25 protein-coding genes are annotated in these 25,344 nt (G+C 37.0%); 13 read left to right on the top strand and 12 right to left on the bottom strand.

Annotated features, from left to right (window positions below):
- Window positions 1-59 precede the first annotated feature (59 nt).
- Window positions 60-2,372, top strand: coding sequence for a type IX secretion system anionic LPS delivery protein PorZ (gene porZ / locus AC3RVG_RS04300; RefSeq protein ID WP_489690213.1), 2,313 nt, complete (start codon window positions 60-62; stop codon window positions 2,370-2,372).
- Window positions 2,372-3,091 carry a DNA repair protein RecO gene (gene recO / locus AC3RVG_RS04295; RefSeq protein ID WP_489690212.1) on the top strand — a complete coding sequence of 240 codons (720 nt, stop codon included), beginning with the start codon at window positions 2,372-2,374 and terminating at the stop codon, window positions 3,089-3,091. Before porZ ends, recO begins: the two co-directional genes overlap by 1 nt.
- 32 nt (window positions 3,092-3,123) lie before the next feature.
- Here the strand turns inward: recO and AC3RVG_RS04290 are convergent, their stop codons facing one another.
- Both AC3RVG_RS04290 and AC3RVG_RS04285 read right to left on the bottom strand, forming a co-directional pair.
- Window positions 3,124-3,702: a GNAT family N-acetyltransferase gene (locus AC3RVG_RS04290; RefSeq protein WP_489690211.1), complete on the bottom strand. Its 579-nt coding sequence runs from the start codon at window positions 3,700-3,702 to the stop codon at window positions 3,124-3,126.
- Window positions 3,703-3,743: 41 nt separating this feature from the next.
- The gene (locus tag AC3RVG_RS04285) at window positions 3,744-4,196 is read right to left on the bottom strand and encodes a Na(+)-translocating NADH-quinone reductase subunit F (RefSeq protein WP_489690210.1); all 453 of its coding nucleotides are present in this window, start codon (window positions 4,194-4,196) and stop codon (window positions 3,744-3,746) included.
- Window positions 4,197-4,407: 211 nt separating this feature from the next.
- On the opposite strand from AC3RVG_RS04285, the gene AC3RVG_RS04280 reads away from it, so the two are divergent.
- Complete coding sequence (locus AC3RVG_RS04280) at window positions 4,408-4,623, top strand: PLDc N-terminal domain-containing protein (RefSeq protein WP_489690209.1); 216 nt, start codon at window positions 4,408-4,410, stop codon at window positions 4,621-4,623.
- Window positions 4,624-4,631: 8 nt separating this feature from the next.
- On the opposite strand, the gene AC3RVG_RS04275 is transcribed toward AC3RVG_RS04280, so the two are convergent.
- On the bottom strand, window positions 4,632-6,200 hold the full coding sequence (locus AC3RVG_RS04275) for a serine hydrolase (protein ID WP_489690208.1): 1,569 nt from the start codon (window positions 6,198-6,200) through the stop codon (window positions 4,632-4,634).
- 243 nt (window positions 6,201-6,443) lie between these two features.
- Between AC3RVG_RS04275 and AC3RVG_RS04270 the strand changes: the two genes are divergently transcribed.
- The 5 genes from AC3RVG_RS04270 (at window position 6,444) to AC3RVG_RS04250 (ending at window position 10,462) form a co-directional block, all read left to right on the top strand.
- On the top strand, window positions 6,444-7,220 hold the full coding sequence (locus AC3RVG_RS04270; protein WP_489690207.1) for a TrkA C-terminal domain-containing protein: 777 nt from the start codon (window positions 6,444-6,446) through the stop codon (window positions 7,218-7,220).
- Window positions 7,221-7,262: 42 nt separating this feature from the next.
- Window positions 7,263-8,417, top strand: a complete 1,155-nt coding sequence (locus AC3RVG_RS04265; protein WP_489690206.1) for an MFS transporter — start codon at window positions 7,263-7,265, stop codon at window positions 8,415-8,417.
- Between the two features lie 206 nt (window positions 8,418-8,623).
- The gene (locus tag AC3RVG_RS04260) at window positions 8,624-9,439 is read left to right on the top strand and encodes an META domain-containing protein (RefSeq protein ID WP_489690205.1); all 816 of its coding nucleotides are present in this window, start codon (window positions 8,624-8,626) and stop codon (window positions 9,437-9,439) included.
- A 35-nt stretch (window positions 9,440-9,474) separates the two neighbouring features.
- Window positions 9,475-10,002 (top strand): DsrE family protein, encoded by a 528-nt coding sequence (locus tag AC3RVG_RS04255; RefSeq protein ID WP_489690204.1) that lies wholly within the window; start codon window positions 9,475-9,477, stop codon window positions 10,000-10,002.
- A 43-nt stretch (window positions 10,003-10,045) separates the two neighbouring features.
- Complete coding sequence (locus AC3RVG_RS04250; protein WP_489690203.1) at window positions 10,046-10,462, top strand: DUF2141 domain-containing protein; 417 nt, start codon at window positions 10,046-10,048, stop codon at window positions 10,460-10,462.
- A 58-nt stretch (window positions 10,463-10,520) separates the two neighbouring features.
- Here the strand turns inward: AC3RVG_RS04250 and AC3RVG_RS04245 are convergent, their stop codons facing one another.
- Window positions 10,521-12,611, bottom strand: coding sequence for an amino acid carrier protein (locus AC3RVG_RS04245; protein WP_489690202.1), 2,091 nt, complete (start codon window positions 12,609-12,611; stop codon window positions 10,521-10,523).
- 274 nt (window positions 12,612-12,885) lie between these two features.
- Between AC3RVG_RS04245 and AC3RVG_RS04240 the strand changes: the two genes are divergently transcribed.
- From AC3RVG_RS04240 to AC3RVG_RS04230, 3 genes are read left to right on the top strand one after another with little or no spacing between them, the layout of a single operon-like run.
- Window positions 12,886-13,785, top strand: a complete 900-nt coding sequence (locus AC3RVG_RS04240; RefSeq protein WP_489690201.1) for a DMT family transporter — start codon at window positions 12,886-12,888, stop codon at window positions 13,783-13,785.
- Between the two features lie 33 nt (window positions 13,786-13,818).
- Window positions 13,819-14,937 carry a mechanosensitive ion channel family protein gene (locus tag AC3RVG_RS04235; protein ID WP_489690200.1) on the top strand — a complete coding sequence of 373 codons (1,119 nt, stop codon included), beginning with the start codon at window positions 13,819-13,821 and terminating at the stop codon, window positions 14,935-14,937.
- Between the two features lie 44 nt (window positions 14,938-14,981).
- Entirely contained in the window at window positions 14,982-15,923 is a 942-nt protein-coding gene (locus AC3RVG_RS04230; protein WP_489690199.1) for a YeiH family protein, read from the top strand.
- Window positions 15,924-15,938: 15 nt separating this feature from the next.
- Here AC3RVG_RS04230 and AC3RVG_RS04225 read toward each other — a convergent pair whose 3' ends face one another.
- From AC3RVG_RS04225 to AC3RVG_RS04190, 8 genes are all read right to left on the bottom strand, one after another.
- A complete protein-coding gene (locus AC3RVG_RS04225) occupies window positions 15,939-17,327 on the bottom strand; it encodes an NAD(P)(+) transhydrogenase (Re/Si-specific) subunit beta (protein WP_489690198.1) in 1,389 nt (462 codons plus the stop codon).
- A 133-nt stretch (window positions 17,328-17,460) separates the two neighbouring features.
- Window positions 17,461-17,757 carry an NAD(P) transhydrogenase subunit alpha part 2 gene (locus AC3RVG_RS04220; RefSeq protein ID WP_489690197.1) on the bottom strand — a complete coding sequence of 99 codons (297 nt, stop codon included), beginning with the start codon at window positions 17,755-17,757 and terminating at the stop codon, window positions 17,461-17,463.
- Between the two features lie 2 nt (window positions 17,758-17,759).
- Window positions 17,760-18,893, bottom strand: coding sequence for an NAD(P) transhydrogenase subunit alpha (locus tag AC3RVG_RS04215; RefSeq protein WP_489690196.1), 1,134 nt, complete (start codon window positions 18,891-18,893; stop codon window positions 17,760-17,762).
- Between the two features lie 29 nt (window positions 18,894-18,922).
- Window positions 18,923-19,303 (bottom strand): hypothetical protein, encoded by a 381-nt coding sequence (locus AC3RVG_RS04210; protein ID WP_489690195.1) that lies wholly within the window; start codon window positions 19,301-19,303, stop codon window positions 18,923-18,925.
- A 31-nt stretch (window positions 19,304-19,334) separates the two neighbouring features.
- The gene (locus tag AC3RVG_RS04205; protein WP_489690194.1) at window positions 19,335-19,751 is read right to left on the bottom strand and encodes a GreA/GreB family elongation factor; all 417 of its coding nucleotides are present in this window, start codon (window positions 19,749-19,751) and stop codon (window positions 19,335-19,337) included.
- Window positions 19,752-19,840: 89 nt separating this feature from the next.
- Window positions 19,841-21,136, bottom strand: coding sequence for a Glu/Leu/Phe/Val family dehydrogenase (locus AC3RVG_RS04200; protein WP_489690193.1), 1,296 nt, complete (start codon window positions 21,134-21,136; stop codon window positions 19,841-19,843).
- A 428-nt stretch (window positions 21,137-21,564) separates the two neighbouring features.
- The gene (locus AC3RVG_RS04195) at window positions 21,565-22,899 is read right to left on the bottom strand and encodes a sigma-54-dependent transcriptional regulator (protein WP_489690192.1); all 1,335 of its coding nucleotides are present in this window, start codon (window positions 22,897-22,899) and stop codon (window positions 21,565-21,567) included.
- Between the two features lie 5 nt (window positions 22,900-22,904).
- Complete coding sequence (locus tag AC3RVG_RS04190) at window positions 22,905-23,993, bottom strand: sensor histidine kinase (protein WP_489690191.1); 1,089 nt, start codon at window positions 23,991-23,993, stop codon at window positions 22,905-22,907.
- Window positions 23,994-24,254: 261 nt separating this feature from the next.
- Here AC3RVG_RS04190 and AC3RVG_RS04185 point away from each other — a divergent pair, with 261 nt between their 5' ends.
- Both AC3RVG_RS04185 and AC3RVG_RS04180 read left to right on the top strand, forming a co-directional pair.
- Window positions 24,255-24,806: a hypothetical protein gene (locus tag AC3RVG_RS04185; protein WP_489690190.1), complete on the top strand. Its 552-nt coding sequence runs from the start codon at window positions 24,255-24,257 to the stop codon at window positions 24,804-24,806.
- 20 nt (window positions 24,807-24,826) lie between these two features.
- Window positions 24,827-25,339, top strand: a complete 513-nt coding sequence (locus AC3RVG_RS04180; protein WP_489690189.1) for a phage tail protein — start codon at window positions 24,827-24,829, stop codon at window positions 25,337-25,339.
- Window positions 25,340-25,344: the final 5 nt, after the last annotated feature.

The following is a 25,344-nucleotide window of genomic DNA, read 5'->3' as shown; positions in this document are numbered from 1 at the left end:
TTTCAATCATATACCGCAATAAATAGTATTTTAGCGTGTTAATAAACAAAACCATATTTATGAAGCGGTGGGCACTAGCTTTACTATTACTATTTCCCTTTCTGGCGAGCGCCCAGAATTTTGAAGACCGCTGGACGGGTCATTTTTCATACGTATCTATAAAAGATATTTCGCAAGGAGACAACAAGATTTTTGTGGGAGCCGAAAATGCGGTTTTTACGTATGATCTTTCTACTCAAAAAATAAAAACCCTTTCCACCGTAAACGGACTTTCGGGAAATGCAATAACTACCATTCATTATAGCGAAGACTACAATTTACTTATTATAGGCTATGAAAATGGACTGATAGAAATAGTAAAAGAAGGAGAGATAAACGTATTAAAAGTGGTTGATATTTTAGAAAAACAAACCATTCCGCCCGATAGAAAGCGAATAAATAATTTCAACGAATACGACGGAAACCTTTACATCTCCACGCAATATGGAGTTTCAGTTTATGATGTGGCACGGCTAGAATTTGGCGATACTTATTTTATTGGCGATGGCGGTAGCCAGATTGATATTATACAAACAATTGTAAAAGAACCCTATATTTTTGCAGCGAGCTCTACCGACGGAATACGACGGGCGCTCGTAGCAGATGATAATTTAATCGATTATCAAAACTGGACTACCATTATGGGTGGCGGATATAGAGCAGCAGAAAAACTTGGGAACGAACTATACGCAGCAAACCTTTCAAACACCGTTTTGCGGTTTACGCCAACTGGAGTTACAACTACAGTGCGGAATTTTACTTCGGAAGTACTAAAATTTAGACTTGCTGACGATTTGTTGACAATTACTACCAAGAATTCTATTGAAGCTTATTCTGAAGGATTTTTTGAAGAAGCTGCAGTAAATAACGTTTTAGATTTTGATCTCGATTTACTTTCAGGCTACGGTTTTGGAGATAATTTTTACTTAGGAACAAACGAGGATGGTCTTTTAATTGTACCATTTGGAACCATGCAAGCCGATCAAGTTTTACCTAACGGCCCAAATAGAAACAGACCTTTTTCAATTGATGCCTCTCCCGGACAACTTTGGGTAAATTTTGGTGAAATAGATAAAGATTACAACCCATACCCACTTTCACGTTTCGGAATAAGTGTTTTAAAAGATACACTGTGGACGAATATTTCATACGAAGATCTAAGTGCGGCAGTGGGCGCAGAACCTACAGATTTGGTGAATATTACCATTAATCCAAAACTGCCGAATGAGGTTTATATGAGTTCATTTCAACAAGGTCTTTTAAAAATTGTTGATGATACACCAACCATTCTTTATGACGACACCAATAGCCCGTTAGACAGGGTTCTCATTCCATTACCCGGTGGCGGCAACGCAGATGCCGGACTTAGAATTTATGGTTCTGATTTTGACCCACAAGGCAATTTGTGGTTTGCACAGACAAAAGCAGATGAGGGTTTAATAAAACTAACCCCTGGCGGACAATTTCAAAAAATCGACTTGTCCGATATAATTATTCCTACAAGTGAATTGGCCTTGACACAACTAGCAATAAGTCGTGAAAACTATGTATTCATGGGTAGTTACAGTAATGGTTTAATAGGGTATAATCCCACTACAAATAGGCTTAATAAAATTGGTTTTGGTCCAGGCAATGGAAATCTACCTTCGGCTGTAGTAAGAACAATTGCATTCGATTCTCAGAATAGATTATGGATTGGAACCCTTAAGGGATTGCGCGTACTTTTTAGTCCTGGCAGTTTTTTCGAAGATGGAACTACACCAGAATCACAGGCCATAATTATACTTGAAGATGGTGTGCCGCAAGAACTTTTGTACGAACAAACCATTACAGATATTGAAGTAGACGGCTCTAATAACAAATGGATAGCGACCACCTCTTCGGGGGTTTTCTATCTTTCGCCAAACGGTCAGGAGACTTTGCTTCGTTTTACAAAAGATAATTCTCCTTTGCCTTCAAACACAGTTCAAGACATTTCTATTGATCCATTTACGGGAGTGGTTTATTTTGCTACCACCCAAGGACTCGTAGCTTATAAAGGAACTGCTACTGCACCGAGTGATAATTTAGAGAATGTTCACGCTTTTCCCAATCCTGTGCGACCAGGATTTTCTGGAAATGTAACAATAGATGGTCTCACTGCGCAAGCCAATGTAAAAATAACTGACATAACAGGAAACCTTGTTTTTGAGGAAACTTCTGAAGGAGGAAGTATACTTTGGGATACAACCGCTTTTGGTAGATATAAAGTGCGCTCTGGGGTATATTTAGTGCTTGTTACCACAGAAGATAACCTAGAAACCAAAGTTTCTAAAATAATGATTATTCGCTAATGGTAGTTGCTACCAAAGCCATCGTTTTTTCCGCAATCAAATACTCAGAAGCAGATTTAATAGTAAGTTGTTATACCGAAATTGCAGGCGTAAAAAGCTATTTACTTCGCAGTATTCTGAAATCGAAAAAAGGTAAATTAAAAGCATCTTATTTTCAGCCGCTCACCCAATTAGAACTTATTGCAGATCATAAAAACAAAGGCACTTTAGAATATATTAAAGAAGCTAAAGTCTTTCTGCCGTACCAATCATTACATACCGATATTGTAAAATCTGGTCTTGTTATGTTCTTATCTGAAATGCTTAAAAACTGTATCCGCGAAGAAGAACCAAATGAGGAACTTTTCCACTTTTTGGAACGCTCTTTTCAATGGCTTGATGAAAATGATGAGATTGCTAATTTTCACATTTTCTTTTTAATGCAGCTTAGTTTGTACTTAGGCTTTTTCCCAGATGCATCAAATATTGAAGATAGCTATTTCAATATTATGGAAGGAAATTTTCAAGCGAAGAACACTTCTAACTATTGTATTGAAGGCGAACAAATAGAAAATTTTAAACTGTTTTTCGGATTGAATTTCGACACCTTAAAAACAGTGAAACTCTCGAAAAAACAACGCAAAGATTTGTTGGAATTAATTTTGGCTTACTACAGTTTTCACGTGCAAGGCTATCAAAAACCGAAATCGCTGGACGTGCTCAATCAATTATATTCGTAGTAAATCAGACTTTTATTTAAGTAAAATTCAACTTACAAATCAAGTTGTAAATGTTCGTAAATACCATCACCAAGCTGCTTTTTCCCTACACTTTTAAACCCAAGTGATAAATATAATTTTTTGGCATGAGGGTTTTCAAAATCTACCAATAGTCCAATTTTTTTATGACCTTCAGATGTAGCTTGAGTTATTGCTGCAGCCAATAATTGTTTTCCTATTCCTTTTCCTTGATGGTTTGGAGAAACGCTTACGGTATCTATATAAACTTCTTCAGAATTGGTTTCGTCTTCAATCACTAAATTTTTCACTTGGTATTTTTCTGCGATATATTCTAAAAAAGGTTTGCGGTATTCTGGTAACAACTTTCCTTCATAAAAAATTATTGACCCCATGATTTCGGCTCCTTCCGAATATACTAAAGTATGCTCAAAACTATACTGATTTGCAGTTTGCTGAAAGAAGTATTCAAACAATGGATACGAGTTTTCGGGAAGATCTGTGTTGGCAAATGTACACGCCAAATCTTCCATAGCTTGAACTATTAATCGCGCTACCTGTTTGTAATCTTCGGGGCGAGCGGGGCGGATGTTCGGATGTGAGCTAGTATTCATTCGAACAAAAATAGGCTATTGATTGCCCATTTTAAAAGACTTTATAAAATTGTTTCCAATTGCGATGGCTCGGTTTCACTTTTATAAAGCGGATAAAAGTCCATAACATTTCTAACGCCATCTAGCGAACATAAATACGCAACCGCGGCACAAAGGCCTTTAAAAGTGATTTCTTTGGAAGTTGGGTTTTTGGGCTTAGCATTTCTATAATCTAAAGGAAGTTTATAACCGCAACCTTTTAAGAATGCTGTTTCAATATTTAGGAGTTCCAAAGGCGAATACCCGTGAAATTTGCGCCCTAATTTTTCGTGCACGTGCCCAACATAGTTTAATTGTAGCGAGCCGTGATCGTCGCTGAGGTGCTTCCAGCTATCGGTATTATTACAAATATTCCCCACCGCACAATGCTTGCAGCACTCCGGATTTAGAGTGTTGTTATGAAAAGCGGTGTAAAGTTTTTCTAAGGCTGCGTCCAGTCTTTTTGTAGTTTTCATAAGCGCTGTTCTTTGTACCTATGAAATTAATAAATAATGAAAAGAAAACCGTTTGTTTTATAATTTTTTTGGAAGGAGGGAAATTGTTGGGATGCGAATGCAGGAATGTCTATTCTTTGTGGATGAACTATTTCTTATTTATATTAGCACGACAATATTCTATAAAAGGCGTGTCACGTTCTTCACAATTAATTAAATAATATAAGTATATATGATAATACTATCAACGATTGGTCCTTGGCAGATTATTTTAATCTTAGTCTTTTTATTTCTTATACTTCTGCCTATAATAGCTTTAATTAACATTCTTCAGAATGAATTTACTGGCTCTAATAAACTAATTTGGGTATTGGTGGTTTTATTACTTCCATTTTTTGGTTCAGTTCTATATTTCCTTATTGGAAAAAGTCAAAGATTGAAAAAGTGATTAGTAAACTATTTCACTTTCAAAAACTCCAAATCCTGAAAATCATAACTGAAATCAGTTAATGGGGAAATGGCGCTGATTGTAAAACCATTCGCTTTGCCTTCGGTATCTAAACTGAAATTTACAAATGCATCAGCTTTTAACGAAGCATCATCCCAACGCACTACGTAAGTAGTTCCCTTGTAGAAAATAATTTTTCCTTTTAAGTCTAATGCTTTTTCGGCTTTAAAATAAAGACTTCCGTTTTGGTCGCTGATGTTTACTTTGCCAAACCACGGATCTTGGTAGGTACCAACTACGTTTGCTGTGTTCGGCTTTGGCGATTTGTTTTTCAGCAAGGCTTTTATATCTGCTTCTACTTTCTTGGTAATACTGTCTTCTTTACGTTCACCAGCCAAACGGCGCTCGTTGTATTGCTTAATTCTGTCTTCACCTTTTATGTTGAAATAACCGTCTTTAATTGAATTGGTGATTGCAGTAAAAGCCGCACCACTTTGTTGGTTTGTGAGTACGATAATTCCCAAATCTAACTCAGGAATTAAAGTTACTTGACTTACAATTCCCAATAATCCTCCCGTATGTGTTACTTGAAAATAGCCACTTACATCGCTTAAAAACCAGCCCAATCCATAAGCTGAAAAGTGAGTGTTGTACGGCCCGCTACCACTTTTTATAAGCGTTTGCGGAGTCCACATTTCGCGATGTACTTTTTTGCTGAAAAGACTATCGGTTAATTTTTCGCCATATTTTCCGTCATTTAACTGCGCTTGCACCCAGGTGCTCATATCGGTTATTGAGGCATAAATGCCGCCAGCTGGCGTTGCGAGTTGGGTAAAAGTATTGCCCGTTACTTCTAGTTTTCCATTTACGGGAGCGTGTCCATCAATGCGGTTTTTATCTGCTTCAATGGCTGGAATAGAAAGCAAAGAGCGATTCATCTCTAAAGGTTGAAAGAAATGATTTGTAATATAATCGTCAAAATTTTCACCTGAAACTCGCGCCACAACTTCTCCAGCTACAATATAAAGTAGGTTGTCATAATCAAACTTTGAGCGGAAAGAAGACACAGGTTTTAGATAGCGAAGGTTGTGGATCATTTCGGCTTTGGTAGTTGTATTATTTGCCGGAAAAATCATCAAATCGCCAGCTCCCAACCCTAATCCACTACGGTGGGTTACTAAATCGCGAACGGTAAATTCGCTAGTTACATAGGCGTCGTTTAATTTAAATTCAGGGATTACGTCGGTTACTTTGGTGTCCCAAGCTAACTTACCTGCATCTACAAGTTGAGCGAGTGCTGAGGTTGTAAACGCCTTCGTGTTTGAAGCCACGCCAAAAAGTGTGTTTTCGTTTACTTCGGCATTCGTTTTTAAAGAGCGAACGCCATAAGTGTTTTTATGATAAATATTTCCATCTTTTAAAATCGCAACCGCCATCCCCGGCACGTCGAAAGTATTCATGGTTTTCTGCACCAAACTGTCAATTTGAGTGCTACTTAAAACTTGCGCTTTTCCGTGTAAATTGAAAAAGAAAATAGTAAAAAGGAGGGCAATTGTTTTGAGTGAAAGAGTTTTCATAATAATAATTTGAATTGTAGAAATATCAGCTTTTATAGAGCGGAACAAGTTATAACTTTTTGTAATGTGAATTGAAAAGCAATCATAAATTCGTCCCATACTTTTGTTAAAGCAGTTAGAATTTGTGCAGCGCAAAAGCGAAGTTTCAAAAAGCAAGGAATTGTATTTAATTGTGAATTGCGATAACTTTCGTAATTTACAACTACGCATAAAAATTTCAAAAAACCATGAAATCATAAATATATGATAGCAGCAGTAACCTTATTTTTAGTTGTAGCCCTTTCAGCATTAATTACAAAAATTGCGACCATTGCTTTAATGCACACTGGTCTATCTACACAGAGCGCGAGGTTTCAGGCTCGTTCGGCATACACTGGTGCTGGCTTTACCACCTCAGAATCTGAAAATATAATGAATCACCCCGTACGTCGGAAAATAGTGTTTAACCTAATGCTAATTGGAAACGCGGGGATTGTTACGGTAATGTCGTCGTTGATTTTAACCTTTGTGTTGCCAAATACATTATCTTCTAAATTATACGGCTTTGGTATTGTGGTTGTTGGCTTGAGTTTGGTTTATTGGGCGGTAAAAAGTGAGTGGGTAGACAAGGCTTTATCTAAACTTATAAATAGAATGCTAAAAAAATACACAGACCTTGAAATTCTGGATTATGCAGCGGTTCTTCACTTAAAAGATGACTATAAAATTAGCGAGAAAAAAGTGGAAGAAGATAACTGGATGGCGAACAAAACATTAAAAGATCTGGATTTGCGTCACGAAGGAATTACCATTTTAGGGATAGATCGTGTAGGTTGCGACTATATTGGTTCGCCCACGGGAAGTATTTATATTCTTCCAAAAGATGTAATTACGGTATATGGAAAGGCAGATGTAATTAAAAGTTTATTTTCCCGTAAACAGAATTTTGTGGCTACTATGGCGCATAATCGCTATGTTGAAAAGGAGAATGAAAGAATTGAAAAACAAGAAGCGAATCGGGATGAAAATAAAGAACAATAATTAGATTGGGAAAATTTACTTTTGCATTTCTGAAATAACTCAATGACTCCCAAACTCACGAATCCCGTTTTATATTTAATGAGTATTTCTGCTGGTCTAATAGTAGCAAATCTCTACTACAACCAGCCTTTGCTCCATCAAATTGCAGTTACCTATGGCGTAACAGAATCTGCCGTTAGTAACGTGGCGCTCAGCACCCAATTGGGCTATGCTTTTGGATTGCTTTTTATTATTCCACTGGGCGACAAGATTTCTAACCATCGTATTTTAAAGTTTGACTTTTTATTAATGGTGCTTTCGCTGATTGCCGCAGCAACTGCTAATAGTTTGCTATTACTAATCATCAGTAGTTTTTTTATTGGTGTTACCTCTGCCATTCCACAGCTATTTGTGCCCATGGCGGCGCAGCTTAGCGACGAAAAAGGTAGAGGACGCGCTATTGGAATTGTTATGAGTGGTCTTTTAATTGGTATTTTAGGAAGCCGAGTTATTAGTGGTTTTGTAGGCGAACAATTTGGCTGGCGAGTTATTTATTATGCCGCAGCAGTTTTAATGGTGCTGTTATTTTTTATTCTGCAGGCAAAATTACCTAGATTAAATCCACACTTTCCCGGAAGCTACGGCAGTTTATTAAAATCTATTTTTCACTATTTTATAACAGAACCAGCTTTGCGTCTTGCCGCGCTTCGAGGGGCATTGGCTTTTGCAGGTTTGAGTGCGTTTTGGACAACTTTAGTTTTTTTAATGGAAGACAGTTTTGGCTATGGCAGTACTATTACTGGGCTTTTTGGCCTTTTGGGAATTGTCGGCGCGCTGGGGGCAACAGTAGTGGGGAAATTAAGCGATAAGTTCAACAAAGACAAAATCATTATTTTCTCTTCGCTTTTACTGATTGTTTCTTGGATTATTTTTCTGGTTTCGGGAAACTCTATTTTTGGTTTAATAGTTGGCGTAGTACTAGTAGATTTAGGATTGCAAGCGCTTCACATAACGAATCAGAATATCATTTTTTCAAAAAATCCGGAAGGTAGAAATAGAGTAAATACCGTTTATATGGTTTCATTTTTCATTGGAGGCGCTTTGGGTACCACTTTGGGAGCATTAGCTTGGCAAGAATACGCGTGGATTGGTGTTTCTGTACTTGGAATATCTCTTTCATTATTCATTCTTGCAGCGCACTTATTGTTTCGTAAATAGTGAAAGCTTTTATAATTTCTTCAAAAAAGGGGCTTTACTAAAATTGTGGCTCACTTCGTGCAAAACGGCTAAAGCGTTATTAAAACCTTCACTTTAATTTAGCTTTTCACTAAGATTAATTTTGAAATATTAAGCTTAGTTTGCTGAGTGTATGTTTTAATGATTTCGAAAAAAGACACTTTAAATTTAAATATAAGAAATATAAAATGATGAATTTCAATCTTTTTGCAGCTGCGCTTGCGGCAATTTCACTTTACGGCTGTGGAATTACTCAGAATAAGGAAATCAATGATAACAATGAAATGGACAAAGTAACCATTACCGAAACTCAATGGATTTTAGAAACTTTAGATGGTCAAAAAATTGACGCTCCACAGGACAGAGAGGAAATTGGTTTTACCTTAAATTCCAATGAAAATAGTATTTCTGGTTATTCTGGCTGCAATCGTTTTTTTGGAACTTATTCGCTCGAAACTGGGAACCGAATTAAATTTTCGGCAATGGGAGCTACAAAAATGGCCTGCCCAGACAGTGCTTTTAGTGAATCGGAATTTTTAGAAATCTTTAGTTTGGCTGATAATTATAACATTACGGGCGACAAACTTGGGTTAAATGTGGGAAAAAGAGCGCCACTTGCAGTATTCAAAAATGCTAAAGTTGTTTCAGAACCCATAACCCAAAAATATTGGAAACTTAAAACTTTGGAAGGTCAGGAAGTAAAAATGGAAGATAATCAAGCTAAAGAAATATACTTTATGCTGAAAACCGATGAAAATCGGGTTACTGGTTTTGCCGGTTGTAACGGCATTATGGGTGCCTATACTTTGGAAGCTGGAAACAGAATTCATTTTTCACAAATGGCTACAACGATGATGGCTTGTCCAGATTTAAAATTTAATGAATCTGAATTTCTAAAGGTTTTTGAATTGGCAGACAATTACACAATAAATGGCGATACCTTATCACTTAATGTAGGCCGTAGAGCGCCCTTAGCGGTATTTGAAGCGGTCTATTTTAATTGAAAAAATTTATAATTTCAACCTTTAAATCAGTAAGTATGAAAAAATATATTTTGTTATTATTATTGATAATGTGTTTTCAGATGAACGCACAAGATTGGAAAACCCCAACAATTGAAGGCTATGGAAAGATTGTTGATTACGAAAATGTTGCAATTAAACCAGACCCAAAATTAGAATACAAAGTGCTTTTTGCTATTACAACAGATGAAGAGCGCGAAGGCGTAAACGTTTCTCTTTGGAAAATAGCCCGACTTATAAACCTGTTAGAAAACGATGGAGTGCCTAAGGAGAATATTCATATCGCTGCTGTTATAAGCGGTTCCGCAACTAACGTAACTCTTTCAGATAAAGTTTATTCGAAAAAAATGGCTAAGAGCAACCCTAATCTTGAGTTAATGGAAAAACTTACTGATTATGGCGTCCAAATTCATTTATGCGGTCAAGCAGCTGCAGCACACAAAATAAATCCAGATACAGATTTGAACCCTTTTACAAAACTAACCTTATCTGCAATTATCGATATTCCTACATTTTCAATGCAAGGATATGTGGTCATGTTTTAAGTATATTAGCATCACCTGAACCGAACGAATTAAAATTTTACAAATGAACTACTTTCTATTTATACTTTACTTTCTTATTGTAAGTCCACCCAATGATACCAATACACTAACTATCAATGTTACGAATATTGAAAATATTGAAGGAACTTTAGAAATTGCAATTTTTAATTCCAACCAGCGCTTTTTAGAAGAAGGTCAAGCGCTTAAAACTATTTCGGTGAAAGTCGAGGCTAAATCTCACACTGTAGCCTTTAAAGATCTTCCAAAGGGTAGCTACGCAATTTCTATGTATCACGATGAAAATGATGATGGAGAATGCAATCGTAATTTTATGGGTATTCCCAAGGAGCCCTATGGGTTTTCCAACAATTTTCATCCTAAGTTTTCTGCGCCTACATTCAAAGATTGTGAGTTTTATTTGGATTCAAACAAAACTTTAAAAATTGAATTGAGAGGATAATCGCTTTTATGAAGTACGGTTTTTTAACGCCTTACTTTTTTTCATTTAAAATCTACTATCAAGTTTTGGCAAACTTAGCGCTAACATATAATTTGCCTTGTTTCAATTTTTCCCAATAAATATTCATGTCTGTATTTATCTCTGAAGATAGAATGTATAATCCTATAATATTTGGAAATGACATTGCTAAAATCATCATATCGGCAAAACTAAGTACGGCGCCTAGGCTTACTGAAGCTCCTAAAACTACAAAGCACAAGTACAATATTTTATAGAGTAATTCTCCTTTCTTGCTTCTCCCAAACAAATAGGTCCAAGAGCGCATACCGTAATAAGACCAAGAAACCATAGTAGAGAATGCAAACAAAAACACGGCAATTGCCAATACAACGGGGAACCACGAAATTACACTTCCAAACGCGGCAGAAGTAAGTTCTACGCCTCCCATTCCTCCACCTACATCGTGCTTTCCGGTAAAGATTAATACTAAAGCGGTCATAGTACAAACCAACATAGTATCGATAAAAGGTTCTACTAAAGAAGTAAATCCGTCTGCAATAGGATTATTAGTTTTGGAGGCACTATGTGCAATTGCTGCCGACCCAACGCCGGCTTCACTAGAAAAAGCTGCACGTTGTAAACCAATTATTAACACACCAATAAATCCACCTTTTAAAGCATCTGCAGAAAAAGCGCCGTCATAAATGGCAGTAAAAGCGCTTCCAATGCTTCCAAAATTAAATCCAATTACTACCAAGCAACCCAATACATACAAAATTGCCATAATTGGTACAACTCGTTCAGTAACCTTAGCGATACTTTTTATACCGCCAATTATTACTACTCCCACAAGAATTGCGAAACCAATTCCAAACCAAAAACCTTGTCCTTGCAGAATCGGTATTTGTTCAGACACTATTTTAAATGCTTGATTAGACTGCAGCATATTTCCACCTCCAAAAGAAGCTCCTATTCCTAAAATCGCAAAAAATGCAGCTAGAAATTTTCCTAATCGTTTCAGATTTCGTTTTTCAAGTCCGTAGCGTAAATAATTCATGGGACCACCAAAAATGCGGCCATCGCTATCAATAAATCGATATTTCACACCCATGCTACATTCAGCAAATTTTAAAGACATTCCGAAAAAACCAGCTAAAAACATCCAAAATGTTGCCCCTGCACCACCCAAAGAAATTGCTACTGCAACTCCGGCAATATTACCTAATCCCACTGTTGCAGATACAGCTGTTGCCATCGCTTGAAAGTGGGTGATACTTCCCGGTGCATTAGGATCGTCATATTTTCCTCTTGCCAAATCAATTGAGTGTCTAAACCCACGAATATTGACAAACTTTAAACGAATAGTGAAGAAGATGCTACCTAAAATTAACCAAATAACGATAAACGGGATTGTACTTGTAACCTCATCTCCATTTGGGTGTAATAATGCTTGTGGGCTATCGAATTTAATGCTTCCGAGCAACACCTCATCATCTGCTTTGGCTCCGCCTGAAGTTGTTACAACAGGAGTGCCTTCTTCAATAATATGCTGAAGTTTTCCATCGTTTTTCGAATATACTATTGTTTGCCCCTTATCATTTTCTAAGAGCAAAATTTCTTGATCTTTTTTCACCAATGCTCCATCGGGAGAAAGCCATTCCTTCAGTCGGTATTGTTCTTCAGCTTTACTGGATTGTGGGAGTGTAATATCTTCCTGTGAAATATAAACTACTGGATCGTAAATACCAGAGGTAGCAAAAGGATCCCAAAATAAAATAGCACCTAAATAATCCACGGCTGGTTGTACATTGCTATTAAAAATCTCGACAATTGATTCTGCAGGAATTGTAAATGTTCGTGAAACAGTATTCTTGTTAGCATCGGTTATAATAACCGAATGCTCCATTCCTTCTATTAAACCTTTTGCTCGGCTGGAATTTAATGAAGTGCTTGGATTGGTCCATTTATATTTATAGGGAGGTTTTCCTCCTTCAACCTGAACTTGCGCAGTTCCATTGTTGATTTCAGTTGAAGGGTTATTCAATGTAATACTAATCGATAATTCATCCGTAGATTCAGTTGGTGTTTGAGCATTGACGCTGGTTACCAATAAGAAAGGAAGTATAAAGAATAGGATGGTCTTTACCATTAATCTGTTTATTTTAAAAATTTTTTGTGGAAAATTACAATTTAAGGATAAGAATAAAGCCTTCCTAGATATTTCGATAGTTTCTCGGCTTGGAGGGTTTTATGTAATGATAACTTTATTGCTTTTCTAAGTGTATTAGTCCATTATATTCAAATTAATTAGTGCGGCATTTGTCCGCATTAATAAACAGTTTAGCGCAGTCGCAGAAATAAAAGACTTAAATTTGTGCACTCAATTATTGCCTCAACGATTGCTAAATAATACCTTTTTATAAATGGGAAAAATTTTTGAAAATAAATGGTTCCTGCTTTTAATCATTGGGCTTACTTGGGGTAGTTCCTTCATTTTAATAAAGAAATCACTCCTTGTTTTTACGCCTTATCAAATTGGAGCTTTTCGCGTTGGAATTTCAGGTTTATTACTAGCTTATATTGGTTTTCCTGCGCTTAGGAAAATGAATAAAAACACATTGATGTGGGTAACTTTGACGGGTTTTTTCGGGAATTTTCTGCCCATGTATCTTTTTCCTATTGCACAGACGCGTGTAAGTAGTTCGATGGCTGGAATTTTAGATTCGTTGGTGCCCATGTTCGTATTGGTTTTAGGCTTTTTCCTTTTTGGAATAAAGAGTAAATGGCTGCAAGTTTTTGGAGCAATAATTGGTTTCTCTGGCGCTGCATTGCTCATGTATTTTTCTGAAACTAAATCCGAAGAATCGAAACTTGGGTACGCACTTTTGGTGGTTTTAGCAACGGCTTGTTATGCAGTTGCTGGATTAATTATAAAAGAAAAACTTCAGCATATTCCATCCGTAAAACTTTCGGGAGCAGTTTTTTCTGTCTGGATGTTGCCTTCTTTACTTATATTGGTTCTTTCAGGTTTTTTCAAAGATTTTACTGCCAATCCCCAAACTTGGGAAGCACTGGGTTATCTAAGTATTTTAACCATTTTAGGAACCGCAATTGCCATAATTTTATATTATAAATTAATACAGAAAACGTCGGCAGTTTTTGCAAGTACTGTTACTTATTTACTGCCACTAGTCGCCGTAATTTGGGGTTTATTGGATGGCGAAAAATTTAGTTTGTGGTATGTAATTGGTGGATTACTTATATTATGGGGTATTTATTTAATACGCGAAAAAAAGAATAAAAGTGAAATTGTGCATCGCTAAATATTTATAATTAGTAGCTTGAACATTAAAGATATGGATACTATAATGAGTTTTTTTGAAGAATATAAGTCCGATGTTATTTATGCATTAGTTGTAATTAGTTCCGTAATAATTTTACATTTTATTACCAACCTGATTCACAAATGGTGGATAATTCAAGAGAACAAAAAATACCCTGGCGAAAAGCCCAGAGCAATTCATTTGGTAAAACGAATTCTAAATGCTCTTTGGGTGGTTTTGGGTGTTATAGCTTTAAGCGTCCTTTTTGTAAATGAAGAAAAATATAGTGTGCTTCAGCATAATTTTAATCTCATTCTTTATTTAGGAACCGTTGCAGTAGCTACCATTGTTGGTGCTGCTTCTTCGAACCTTTGGTTTAAGATGAGTATTCAAAGAAAAACGCAAAATCTTGAAGATCCTACAAGTTTTAAATTCCTTAAATATATTGCTGTTATCGGCATTTATACTACTGGAGTACTCTTTGCGCTCCTGGCATTTCCTTCTTTAAAAGGAGTAGCGCAAACTGCCCTTGGAGGCGCAGGAGTAATAGCTCTTATCGCTGGGGTTGCCTCACAAGAAGCCCTTGCAAACTTAGTGGGTGGTGTGTTTATTATTTCATTTAAACCTTTTAAGATCGGCGATATAATTAAAGTAACCGATAATATGGTTGGGACCGTTGTAGATATTACGCTGCGGCATACTGTAATTCGCAATTTTGAAAATAAAATGATCGTTATTCCAAACGCAATAATCAATAAAGAGAAACTTATTAATTATGATTTGGGTGAAATGAAAATATGCGAACGAATCGAGTTTCAAATTTCATACGAAAGCGATTTAGATTTAGCTAAAAAAATAATGCGCGAAGCATGTGAAAAACATCCACTGATTATTGATAATCGTTCGGCAACAGATGTTTTAGACGGAAAACCGAAGGTGCGTACGGCACTTATTTCACTCAATGAATCTACAATAACTGTTCGTGCTTGGACGTGGGCAAAAAACTATGACGACGCATTTAATATGCGATGCGATTTGCTGGAAATTATTAAAAAACGTTTCGAAGCTGAAGGAATAGATCTCGCCTATCCGCATAGAACGCTTGTTTTTAAAAATGAAAATGTATTCAAAAGTAAAAAACAAGAAAGTTGAAAATTTGTGGTTTGAAATATTTTAGAAATTAAACACACATTACAATGAAAAATAGCGACAGCGATAAAAGTACTATTATAAAAATAGTATTTATAGTCGTAATGGTGCTTTGTATATCGGGCTATATAAGCAGTCCAGTAGCTTTAGTGGGCGGATTTTTATTTTCCTATTTTTTAGGTCATCCATTTATAAATCTAAATAGCAAAGCGGTAAACTGGTTGCTTAAAATTGCAGTTGTAGGCTTGGGTTTTGGAATGAATCTAAAAGAAACACTTGCCGCTGGAAAAGACGGTTTTTTACTCACAGTTTTTTCAATTTCTGCTACTTTAATTCTCGGTTATTTTTTGGGAAGGCTCTTAAAAATGAATCGAAAAAGCAGTCATCTCATTTCTTCGGGAACGGCTATTTGTGGTGGTAGCGCAATTGCCGCAATTTCTCCTGTAATTAATGCTTCAGAAAAAGATATTTCAATTTCGCTGGGTGTAATCTTTTTACTGAATTCTATCGCGCTAATTGTTTTTCCACCTGTGGGTCATCTCTTAGATTTGACCCAACATCAGTTTGGGCTTTGGTGTGCCATTGCCATTCACGATACTAGTTCTGTGGTTGGTGCGGCTTATACTTTTGGTGAAGAAGCTTTAAAAGTGGCTACAACCGTAAAACTCGCAAGAGCGCTCTGGATAATTCCACTTTCAATACTTTCTGTATTTTTATTTAAAGGAAAAGGTAAAAGTGTGAAAATTCCATATTTCATCTTCCTTTTTATATTGGCAATTATTTTGAATAGCTATTTGCCAATTCCTCAATTTTTAACCAGCGGAATTACAAGTGTTTCGAAATCATTGTTGGTGCTTACACTCTTCTTAATAGGCGCCGGACTTTCTGTGGATAAAATAAAATCGGCAGGCTGGAAACCTATGATTCTAGGTTTTTCTTTGTGGATTTTTATTTCTGTGAGTGCTATTTTAGTGATTCTGGCGCTGTAATAACTTTCAGTATTATTAAATCAACTTCAACTGATTTACAATTTCCTGTAAAGAAACCTTCGCATCGCCAAAAAGAATACTGCAATTATCCAACCCAAAAAGGTCGTTTTGAACACCAGCGTAGCCTTTACCCATACTGCGTTTCATAACGATTACCTGTTTACTTTCATAGGTGCGAATTATGGGCATTCCATAAACAGGGCTGTCAGGATTATTTTCGGCAGCAGGGTTTACAACATCGTTAGCTCCAATTACCAAAACCACATCGTACTGCTCCATGTTTTCGTTGCCTTCGTCCATTTCTTTTAAGCGCGAATAGTCTACGTTTGCTTCGGCAAGAAGTACGTTCATGTGCCCAGGCATACGGCCAGCGACTGGATGAATTATGTAATCTACTTCGGTGTTTCGTTTTTCTAGCAATTGCTGAAGTTGTCCACAAATGTGTTGAGCTTGGGCGACTGCAAGTCCGTAACCCGGAACAATAGCCACTTTCTGCGCAAAGGAAAGAGACATCGCTGTTTCAGAAATACTAATTTCTTTTATTTCCTGCTCTTCTTCAACTGCTCCGTTTTTACTCTTTTTAAATGTTCCAGCAAGTACTTTAAACAGCGAACGGTTCATTGCTTTACACATTAAAAGCGTGAGCAAGATTCCTGCTGCGCCCACAAAAATACCACCGGCAATCATCGCTTTGTTTCCGTACACAAATCCTGCTAATGCGGTTGCAATACCAGTAATACTATTTAAAAGTGAAATTACAACGGGCATATCTGCGCCGCCAATAGGAAGCACGAAAAGCACCCCATAAATCATTGCTATTGCTGCCAAAGCATACATAAAGCCTGTAAAACTAATTGGGATTATTCCGAAGAAATATAGCGTTGGTAATAATACCATCAATACTAAAAGTATTCTTGCCGAAAAAATAACTGTTTTGCTCCGTCTGTCTTTTACTTTTCCGGCTAATTTTCGCTCGGCGATAATACTACCTGTTAAGGCAACGGCACCTGTTATTAAACCTGCAATAAGTAAAATTTTATTCCCCAGAATTGCGGTCGTAATATCCATCTGATTGGCTTCCATCAATCCTAAAAGCATGGCGCATCCACCACCAGTTGCGTTAAATAACGAAACCAATTGCGGCATTCCCGTCATTTCTACTTTGTCTGAAAGTCGTTTGCCAATTACAGTGCCAACGGCAATTGCCAAAAGCATAATTATTAAATTAGTATAAGGCACGGTTGCTGTTACAGCGGCTACAAAGGTTAATACTACAGCAAGCACCATTCCCATTGCTGCTATTAAATTTCCTGTTTTTGCATTTTTAGGGGAACTCATAAATTTTAATCCTCCCAAAAAGGAAAGAGTTGCAATTAAATAACCTACTTCGATGATTGCGTACATGGTTGTTTTATTCTGAAGTTGTGTTTTTATTGGAAATTGAAATATCTAAAAAGACTAAAAACAAAAGACACTAATTTTTGTGAGGCGTCTTATGTTTTTAAATCTTTCAGAATTGAATCAATAAGCTGAGGAATTATTTTTTTGGACTGAACATTTTAAGCATTCTTCCCGTAACAAAAAATCCTCCCGATATATTAAGGGTGCCTAGAAATACCGCAATTCCACCAAAAGTGAGGTTGAGGTAATCGTCTGCTGGTACTCGAAGCATAACAATAATTGCACCTACTAAAATAACGCCGCTAATAGCATTCGCGCCACTCATTAGCGGCGTGTGCAAAATAGCAGGAACATTGGCAATTACTTCTATACCAATGAAGACACAGAAAATAACAAAGTAAATTTCTTGAATATGTTGATTTATAAAATCCATAATTAAGCTGGTTGTAGTTGTTTTGTAAAATGTGGATGCGTCCATTCGCCATCTTTCATAATTTGCGAAGCAGATAATAATGGATCGTTTTCATCGCTTTCTGCTTTCTGTTTATATTTCAGAAACGAGAAATAATTATTTGAAAGTAATTTTGAAGCTGCAGCAGGTATTTCCGCTGAAAGACTTGAGTTTCCTAAAATGGTAACTCCGTTGTGTTTTATGATCTCTTTGTTTATTGAAAGTTCGCAGTTTCCGCCTTGTTCGGCTGCTAAGTCAATAATTACACTTCCGGGCTGCATCGCCTCCACCGAGCGTGTTTCAATTAATAGTGGTGCTTTTCTACCTGGAATATTTGCTGTACTAATTACAATATTGGCAGAGCGTATGTGGTTGTGAATTAACTCTTTTTGCTTTTTTTGATATTCTTCACTTTGCTCCACAGCATAACCTCCAGCATTTGAAGATTCTGTATAACCTTCTACTTCAATAAAAGTTGCACCGAGGCTTCGCACTTCTTCTCCGGCAGATTTACGTACGTCGAAAGCTTCTACTACTGCGCCTAAACGACGAGCAGTGGCAATAGCTTGCAAACCTGCAACTCCGGCTCCGAGAACTAAAATCCTTACGGGTGTTAACGTTCCGGCTGCTGTTGTAAACATTGGGAAAACGCCGTTATAAATTTCTGAAGATTTTATTACCGCTCTATAACCAGCTAATGAAGCCATAGATGAAAGCACATCCATAGATTGCGCTAAAGTGGTTCGCGGTAGAAGATCTAAACTGTAAACAGTAGCGCCATATTCTTTGTAAATAGCGAATTTAGAATCATGAAAGAGGGGATTGAAAATACCAATGAAGCAACAACCCCCCTTCATTTCCACTTCGCTAAAAGTATGACTTATGGATACAATGGTATCCGAATTTTTAAAAATTGATTCACGAGATTGGCAAGTGGCGCCTGCCAGTACGTATTCTTCGTCTTCAATTTCTAGCGAACTGCCGAACCCTGGCTCAAAAAGAACATTGAGCATTAACTCCCCGGTAAGTCTTTTAACTTCTTTGGGCAACAAACAAACCCGCGGATCGTCTGGGGTTTTAAGGATTCCTATTGTCTTGGGCTGCGGCTGCTCGCTCATAAATTTTTATTGAAATTGTTTTCCTTTTATTATTTACTTAATACAGCGAAGTATGCTTCCTTAACTTTTCTGTATCTCTTTAAATGCGCCGAATATGTTTTTCTAAATTTCTCGTGTTCAGCTACGTAAAACATATCGCAAGCAACATCTTCACATTCTGCGGCTTTCGGCAAGCTTAGTTTATATTTTAAAAAAGCGTCTATAGCAGCAGCGTTTACTTCTTTTTCACGATCCAGTTTATCGAGTATGCTCTGAGAATTAAAGACATTCGATAGTTCTTTTCTTCCAAGATTCAACAGATTGATTATTTCTTTTTCGATATAATTAAGATGCTCAATCCAATTTTCCAATTCAATGTAATTGTTCTTAAAGGCTATTGCTTCTGGGGAATCGTGATTATAAATTTGCATGATGTTGAATAAATATTTTTAATGATAAATACTACAAGAGTACGTCTATATCAATAGGTCTTTCAGCTTGATTAACGCTGATTATTTTTAGTTCTTTGGTGCCGTTCGGAAAATTCCATGTTACGGCATCGCCTTCGGCATAGCCCATTACGGCCGAACCCATTGGGGCTAATATTGAAATTTTATTTGCGGCAATATCGCGTTCAGTTGGAATGACCAACTGAAACTCTGTTTGCCATGTTCCAGATTCTACTGTAACCCTGCTGTTAAAGCGAATTACATCTGCGGGCATTTCTTCGTGGTCATAAATGATTGCACTAGTTAGCTCCCCGCTTAATTTTTTAAGAGAAACTTTGGTGTTTTCGTCTTTATAATAGCCAGTTACATTCAGTAATCGCTTTAAAAAAACGTACTCTTTTTTCTCTAATATCAAATTTCCATATTTCATGGTTTCTATTTCATTATTATTAAAGATGGAACACCCTTTCAACTGAAGGAATTGTGGAAGGATGTTCCATCTTTACGGGTTCTAATTAATTATGGGAAAATACCTCTTAGGATATAAGCTTTTTCAATGCGCTCTATAGCAATGCTGAAAGCTGCCGTACGCATATCCACGTCATTTTCTTCGGAATAAGCGGTAACCTTTTTGAAGGTTGTTCGTAGCTTTTTCTCTAGTTTCTCTAATATTTCATCAAGTTGCCAAAGCTCTCCGTTACGGTTTTGAAGCCATTCAAAATAACTTCCTATTACGCCACCCGAGTTGCACATAATGTCTGGAATAATTGTTATTCCGCGCTCCATCAATATTTTTTCACCTTCAACATCTGTTGGACCATTGGCGCCTTCAGCAACTAAAGAAGCTTTTATTGAGTGTGCATTATTTTTTGTAATCTGGTTGCCCAATGCTGCAGGAATACAGATATCGCAATCCAAGGCAAAAAACTCTTTGCCGTCCATAGCAGTAGCTTCTGGAAAACCAACAATGCTACCTTTATTTGCAATTCCATAGTTGAAAAGATCTTCAACTTTAATTCCTTCTTTATTTTGAACACTTCCGAAGGCATCCTGTACACCCACAAGTTTTGCACCTTCAAGCTCAAGGAAATGTGCAGCCCAATAGCCCACATTGCCAAAACCTTGAACGATAAACGTTTTTCCGTCAAGACTCTCGTTATTTTTTTCTGACCAGAATTTAATGGTCAAAAACACTCCGTAACCAGTGGCACGGTCACGACCTTCTAACCCACCGCTACCTACAGGTTTTCCTGTAACTACGTGTTGGTTTTTAGAACGCTCGCTAGTGCTTTTTGTACTCATATAAGTATCTGCAATCCAAGCCATTGTTTGGTCGTTGGTATTTACATCTGGAGCGGGAATATCGTGCTCTGGGCCAATATTTTCACCTAAAGCATAAGTGAATCTACGTGTAATACGTTCCAATTCATTTTTTGAATATTTTGAAGGGTCAATCTGGATGCCTCCTTTAGCACCTCCGTAAGGCAAACCTGCTAAAGATGTTTTCCAAGTCATCCACATGGCCAACGCACGTGCTGCATCAATATCTACAGTTGGGTGGTAACGAAGCCCACCTTTGTATGGTCCAAGTGCATTGTTATGTTGCACACGGTAACCTGTAAATATTTCAACATCGCCATTGTCCATTCGAACTGGGAAGTGAATAATAATTTCAGTGTTTGTGATGCTAAGAATTTTGCGAACGTTTGGGTTCAAATTTATTTTGTCGGCAGCGTGGTTGAATTGCTCCAACACATTGTCTAACATTCCTCTTTTTACAGGTTGCGGTTTCTCCACGGTTTGTGTATTTGTCATTTTAATATTATTTTAAATAGTTGCCAATACTTGTTCTCTTTGTCTAATTTTCATAAGCGGTTTGGGAATTTGTTGTTGCAATTCCTCAAATTCGCTACAAGAAAATACCATGTCATGATTGTGAGTTAACACGCAATAGGAAGCGTGTGCACATTCACGACATGGGTTTATAGGATTTGCAGTCATAGGTACTTATTGTTTGGCTTTCCTAATGGCAAGGGATGTGCCATCAAAGCCAAATTATTTGTAAACATTATTAATTAACTGAAAGTCAGTAGATTAATAATGTTTAGCGAATTTTTTGAAGATGAAGTAGTTGGGGAGTTTTTTCCGCCATGGGGAGAAATTACCCACATTTAAGAAATCGAAATCGAAATCGAAATCGAAATCGACGTTGAAGTTGATAGGTTTTTTGAAAAGACTAGTTCTTAATCCTTAATTTTTCCACGGAGGGTTTTTCGGTCTATATTGAGGATTTCTGCGGCTTTGGTTTGGTTATTAGCCGTTGCGGCGAGTACTTTTTCAATATATTTTTTCTCCATTGCTTTTAAGGGAAGTAAGCCGTCGTCTGGAAAATCTATTTGGTATTTTAGTGTTTCAGGAAGATCATTAACACCTATGGTGCGGTCGCACATAATTACTGCGCGCTGAATTACATTTTCTAACTCGCGAATGTTTCCGGGCCAATCGTAACGCTGCAAAAGCGACTGTGCCTCAGGATCCATAGTTATATAGCGGTCTTTGTATTCGTTGCCATATTTAAAGAGAAATTTATCTGCCAGTAATGGAATGTCCTCTTTTCTATCGCGTAGAGGGGGCACGTTTATTTCTACAACGGTTAAGCGATAATATAAATCCTCGCGAAAGGATTCCTTTGCAATCATTTCTTTTAAATTGCTATTTGTTGCAGCAATTACGCGGACGTCTATTTTTTCCGTTTTGCGATCACCAACTTTCATTACCTCTTTTTCTTGCAAAACTCGCAATAGTCTGGATTGCACTGCCAGAGAAGCATTTCCTATTTCATCTAAAAAAATAGTTCCACCATCGGCAGCCTGAAAGAAGCCTTCGCGATTATCGTTGGCTCCAGTAAAAGCGCCTTTTACGTAACCAAATAACTCCGACTCCAAAAGGTTTTCGGGAATGCCGCCACAGTTTACCGCAATAAATGGTGCGCGAGAAAACTTACCGTTATAATGAATAGAGCGAGCCACAAGTTCTTTACCCGTTCCGCTTTCGCCACTAATAAAAATGGTGGCTTTGTTATCTTTAACGCGTTCAATTATTTGGGTTACCTCTTTAATAGCGTCGCTTTCGCCAATAATTTCGTTGTATTTTTTTGCTTCGGCCTGCCCACCGTGAAGCGAAGTTTCAGCTAAAGTCTTTTTCTTAGATCTTGTTGAAAGCGATTTCAGCACGCCCTGTTTTAATTCTTCTTTGGTAAACGGTTTCACTAAATAATCTACCGCGCCAGATTTTATTGCTGAAAGTGCATCTTGTACAGAAGGATAGCCTGTAACCACCAATTTGGGCATATTTGGGTAATGTTCTGAAGCAAATTGGATTAGTTGAAAACCATCCACTTCGGGCATTTTTAGGTCGGTAATTAATAAATCTATTTCTGTGTCGCGTAAAATAGCGACAGCCTCTTTCACGGAAACTGCTTTATAGGTGTGATAATCTAATGAATGGAGATGGCGCTGAATCAACTCTAAAATGTTGATGTCGTCATCTACTATTAATATGTTTTCCTTTTGCAGCATCTGTTTTATTGTTTCGGAAAAGTAATAATAAAAATGGCACCTGTGGGATTGTTGGGCAGATAATCAATCGTGCCGCGATGGCTGCGAATAATGCCGTGCACTACGCTAAGTCCCAGCCCGGAGCCATCTCCCACGGTTTTTGTTGTGAAAAAAGGTTGAAATATTTTCTGAACGTTTTCAGCCGAAATACCCGGGCCTTCGTCAGAAATCTTCAGGATTACGTTTTTCTTTGTTTCTTCTAAATTAATCTCAATGAGACCATTTTTAGGTGAAAAGTAAATGGCATTCAGCACTAAATTGAAAATTACTTGCGTTAGCTGAATGGTGTCGGCTTTTAGCAGAACGGAATCTTGTGGCAGCTTAAGTTTATATTTTACTTCGTTCTTTTTAAAGGTTGGATCCAGCAAGTTTAGCGCATCGTTTATTACGGGTACAATGTCTGTTTGCCCCAAGTTCTGCGGCATTTCGCAGGCAAAAAACATTAACTTTTTCACTACTTCGCGTGAGAAAATGGCGCTGTTTATAATTTTATCAAGGTCTTGATTTGTTTGGCTATTTTCAGATTCTTTAATCTTTAGGAGCTCGGCGAATCCTAGAATATTTGCCAAAGGTGTGTTTAACTCGTGTGCTATTCCCGCAGTAATTTCACCCAATATACTTAAACGGTCTGCATGCTCCATTTTTCGTTTTATGACGGCTTCATTTTCACGAATTGAAACACGTTCTAATAAATCGCCCACATTAATGGCCACGTTTTTAAGTAATTTTTTTTCTTCGGTTAAGAAATCTTTTTTAGTGAATTTATCTGCTGGATAATGAATTTTGATAAAGCCTTTTGGCTCGTTAAAAACATTAATATCATTTTCAATCGACACCGTTTTTTTTGAGATTGTAGAAGAAATAAGATGGAAGGGTTCTGCGCTAATTTCAACAGATGCAAATTTACTGTATTGCAAAGATTTGCGAAGGCTGAGGGTTATTGAATACAGTGTTTTGTCGAGTTCTCTAAAATCGTTATTTACGATAATGGACGAAACTTCGTATAAACATGTAAGCTCTTTTATGCGTTCTTTTAGGTTTTTCTCCAGTGTCATTTTTCCTGCAATCTTTTTTCAAAGGTATCAAATAAAATTTCGAGAAAATCTACTCATTTTCGTTTTTGCCATTTAGCTTATAATCTGATTATCAAATACAAAATCTTTAATATTTGTTAAATTTACGTGGCACCACGTACGTATTATTAAATTTTTTGTAATAACTTGCAGTAATAACAATTTTTAACACTGCTTTTCGGATTTAATTAACTAAAATCTCTTTTTCAAATAAGATTTCAGTTAAAACCAAATAATCAAATTATGAAAGAAACTACTTCGCGAAGACTCTTTATGCGCAATACATCCATTGCCGTTACTGGACTCGCAATATTAACTCCGGCAATATCAAGCGCTTTTGCAACTTCTGATAATCCTTATGCAGGATATAATCCATACGCCGAATCGACACGTGATTTAAGAACTGGAATTTTCAACACAAACACAATTGCAGTTAAAGGAACCATTTATCAAAAAGATGGGGTTACTCCTTTAAAAGATGCTTTGGTTGAAGTGTGGCACCTTTCGCCAAATTCTTCCAAATATAGACATCGTGCAAAACTTCGAACAGATGATGAAGGTCGTTATGAGTTTCTAACTGATTTCCCCAATAAAGAAGAAGGGAAAGCCACACGAATTTATTTTAAAGTTTCGAGTTTAGAAGATACAACTTTTACCGAACTATTGTTTAGCAGTTCTGGAGCTCATATAACTGGGGAACACTGGGAAAGAAATCAAAAATTAGGAGCTAAACTTTTTCCTAAGAAAACTGAGTTTTTAAACAATACTACAATTCAATTTAATCTATCAATTTAAACTAACTAAATATTTTTAATATGGAACCATTTATAGGACAAATTCAGGCATTCGGATTTAATTTTGCGCCCCGCGGTTGGGCGTTTTGTAATGGACAATTGTTGGCCATTTCACAAAATACTGCACTCTTCTCATTATTAGGCACAACATACGGTGGCGATGGCAGAACGACTTTTGCTTTACCTGATCTTAGAGGAAGAACTGGGTTACAGTTCGGCTCAGGACCTGGACTGAGTAACATTACCCTAGGGGAAAGAGGTGGAGCAGAAAATCACACGCTCACGACTCCTCAATTGCCATCTCACAATCACATTGTTGCACCTGGCGGAAAGGAAGAAGGAAATTCTGACGATCCTACCGGAGCTTATGTTGCAGGAGATGGAACCACTGCCTTTGGAAGCACTTCCGATATTACTATGGGAGCTTCACAGAGTGGAAACACTGGCGGTAATCAACCATTCGGAATTAGAGACCCGTATTTAGGAATAAACTTTTGTATAGCCTTAGTAGGTATTTTTCCATCTAGAAACTAGAATAA

It is taken from the genome of Aequorivita sp. IT1282, assembly GCF_058068205.1.
Note: the sequence above shows the minus strand (reverse complement) of the source record. Positions and strands in the feature narration are given on the sequence as shown.

Excerpts from the sequence above, each read along its gene's own strand:
- AC3RVG_RS04185 (WP_489690190.1), top strand. The coding sequence starts at position 24,255 with ATGAAAGAAACTACTTCGCGAAGACTCTTTATGCGCAATACATCCATT.
- AC3RVG_RS04240 (WP_489690201.1), top strand. The coding sequence starts at position 12,886 with ATGGGAAAAATTTTTGAAAATAAATGGTTCCTGCTTTTAATCATTGGG.
- AC3RVG_RS04205 (WP_489690194.1), bottom strand. The coding sequence starts at position 19,751 with ATGAAATATGGAAATTTGATATTAGAGAAAAAAGAGTACGTTTTTTTA.
- AC3RVG_RS04220 (WP_489690197.1), bottom strand. The coding sequence starts at position 17,757 with ATGGATTTTATAAATCAACATATTCAAGAAATTTACTTTGTTATTTTC.
- AC3RVG_RS04245 (WP_489690202.1), bottom strand. The coding sequence starts at position 12,611 with ATGGTAAAGACCATCCTATTCTTTATACTTCCTTTCTTATTGGTAACC.
- AC3RVG_RS04235 (WP_489690200.1), top strand. The coding sequence starts at position 13,819 with ATGGATACTATAATGAGTTTTTTTGAAGAATATAAGTCCGATGTTATT.
- AC3RVG_RS04285 (WP_489690210.1), bottom strand. The coding sequence starts at position 4,196 with ATGAAAACTACAAAAAGACTGGACGCAGCCTTAGAAAAACTTTACACC.
- AC3RVG_RS04225 (WP_489690198.1), bottom strand. The coding sequence starts at position 17,327 with ATGTACGCAATCATCGAAGTAGGTTATTTAATTGCAACTCTTTCCTTT.
- porZ (WP_489690213.1), top strand. The coding sequence starts at position 60 with ATGAAGCGGTGGGCACTAGCTTTACTATTACTATTTCCCTTTCTGGCG.
- AC3RVG_RS04280 (WP_489690209.1), top strand. The coding sequence starts at position 4,408 with ATGATAATACTATCAACGATTGGTCCTTGGCAGATTATTTTAATCTTA.
- AC3RVG_RS04200 (WP_489690193.1), bottom strand. The coding sequence starts at position 21,136 with ATGACAAATACACAAACCGTGGAGAAACCGCAACCTGTAAAAAGAGGA.
- AC3RVG_RS04190 (WP_489690191.1), bottom strand. The coding sequence starts at position 23,993 with ATGACACTGGAGAAAAACCTAAAAGAACGCATAAAAGAGCTTACATGT.
- recO (WP_489690212.1), top strand. The coding sequence starts at position 2,372 with ATGGTAGTTGCTACCAAAGCCATCGTTTTTTCCGCAATCAAATACTCA.
- AC3RVG_RS04255 (WP_489690204.1), top strand. The coding sequence starts at position 9,475 with ATGAAAAAATATATTTTGTTATTATTATTGATAATGTGTTTTCAGATG.
- AC3RVG_RS04260 (WP_489690205.1), top strand. The coding sequence starts at position 8,624 with ATGATGAATTTCAATCTTTTTGCAGCTGCGCTTGCGGCAATTTCACTT.
- AC3RVG_RS04275 (WP_489690208.1), bottom strand. The coding sequence starts at position 6,200 with ATGAAAACTCTTTCACTCAAAACAATTGCCCTCCTTTTTACTATTTTC.
- AC3RVG_RS04270 (WP_489690207.1), top strand. The coding sequence starts at position 6,444 with ATGATAGCAGCAGTAACCTTATTTTTAGTTGTAGCCCTTTCAGCATTA.
- AC3RVG_RS04180 (WP_489690189.1), top strand. The coding sequence starts at position 24,827 with ATGGAACCATTTATAGGACAAATTCAGGCATTCGGATTTAATTTTGCG.
- AC3RVG_RS04290 (WP_489690211.1), bottom strand. The coding sequence starts at position 3,702 with ATGAATACTAGCTCACATCCGAACATCCGCCCCGCTCGCCCCGAAGAT.
- AC3RVG_RS04210 (WP_489690195.1), bottom strand. The coding sequence starts at position 19,303 with ATGCAAATTTATAATCACGATTCCCCAGAAGCAATAGCCTTTAAGAAC.
- AC3RVG_RS04230 (WP_489690199.1), top strand. The coding sequence starts at position 14,982 with ATGAAAAATAGCGACAGCGATAAAAGTACTATTATAAAAATAGTATTT.
- AC3RVG_RS04195 (WP_489690192.1), bottom strand. The coding sequence starts at position 22,899 with ATGCTGCAAAAGGAAAACATATTAATAGTAGATGACGACATCAACATT.
- AC3RVG_RS04250 (WP_489690203.1), top strand. The coding sequence starts at position 10,046 with ATGAACTACTTTCTATTTATACTTTACTTTCTTATTGTAAGTCCACCC.
- AC3RVG_RS04265 (WP_489690206.1), top strand. The coding sequence starts at position 7,263 with ATGACTCCCAAACTCACGAATCCCGTTTTATATTTAATGAGTATTTCT.
- AC3RVG_RS04215 (WP_489690196.1), bottom strand. The coding sequence starts at position 18,893 with ATGAGCGAGCAGCCGCAGCCCAAGACAATAGGAATCCTTAAAACCCCA.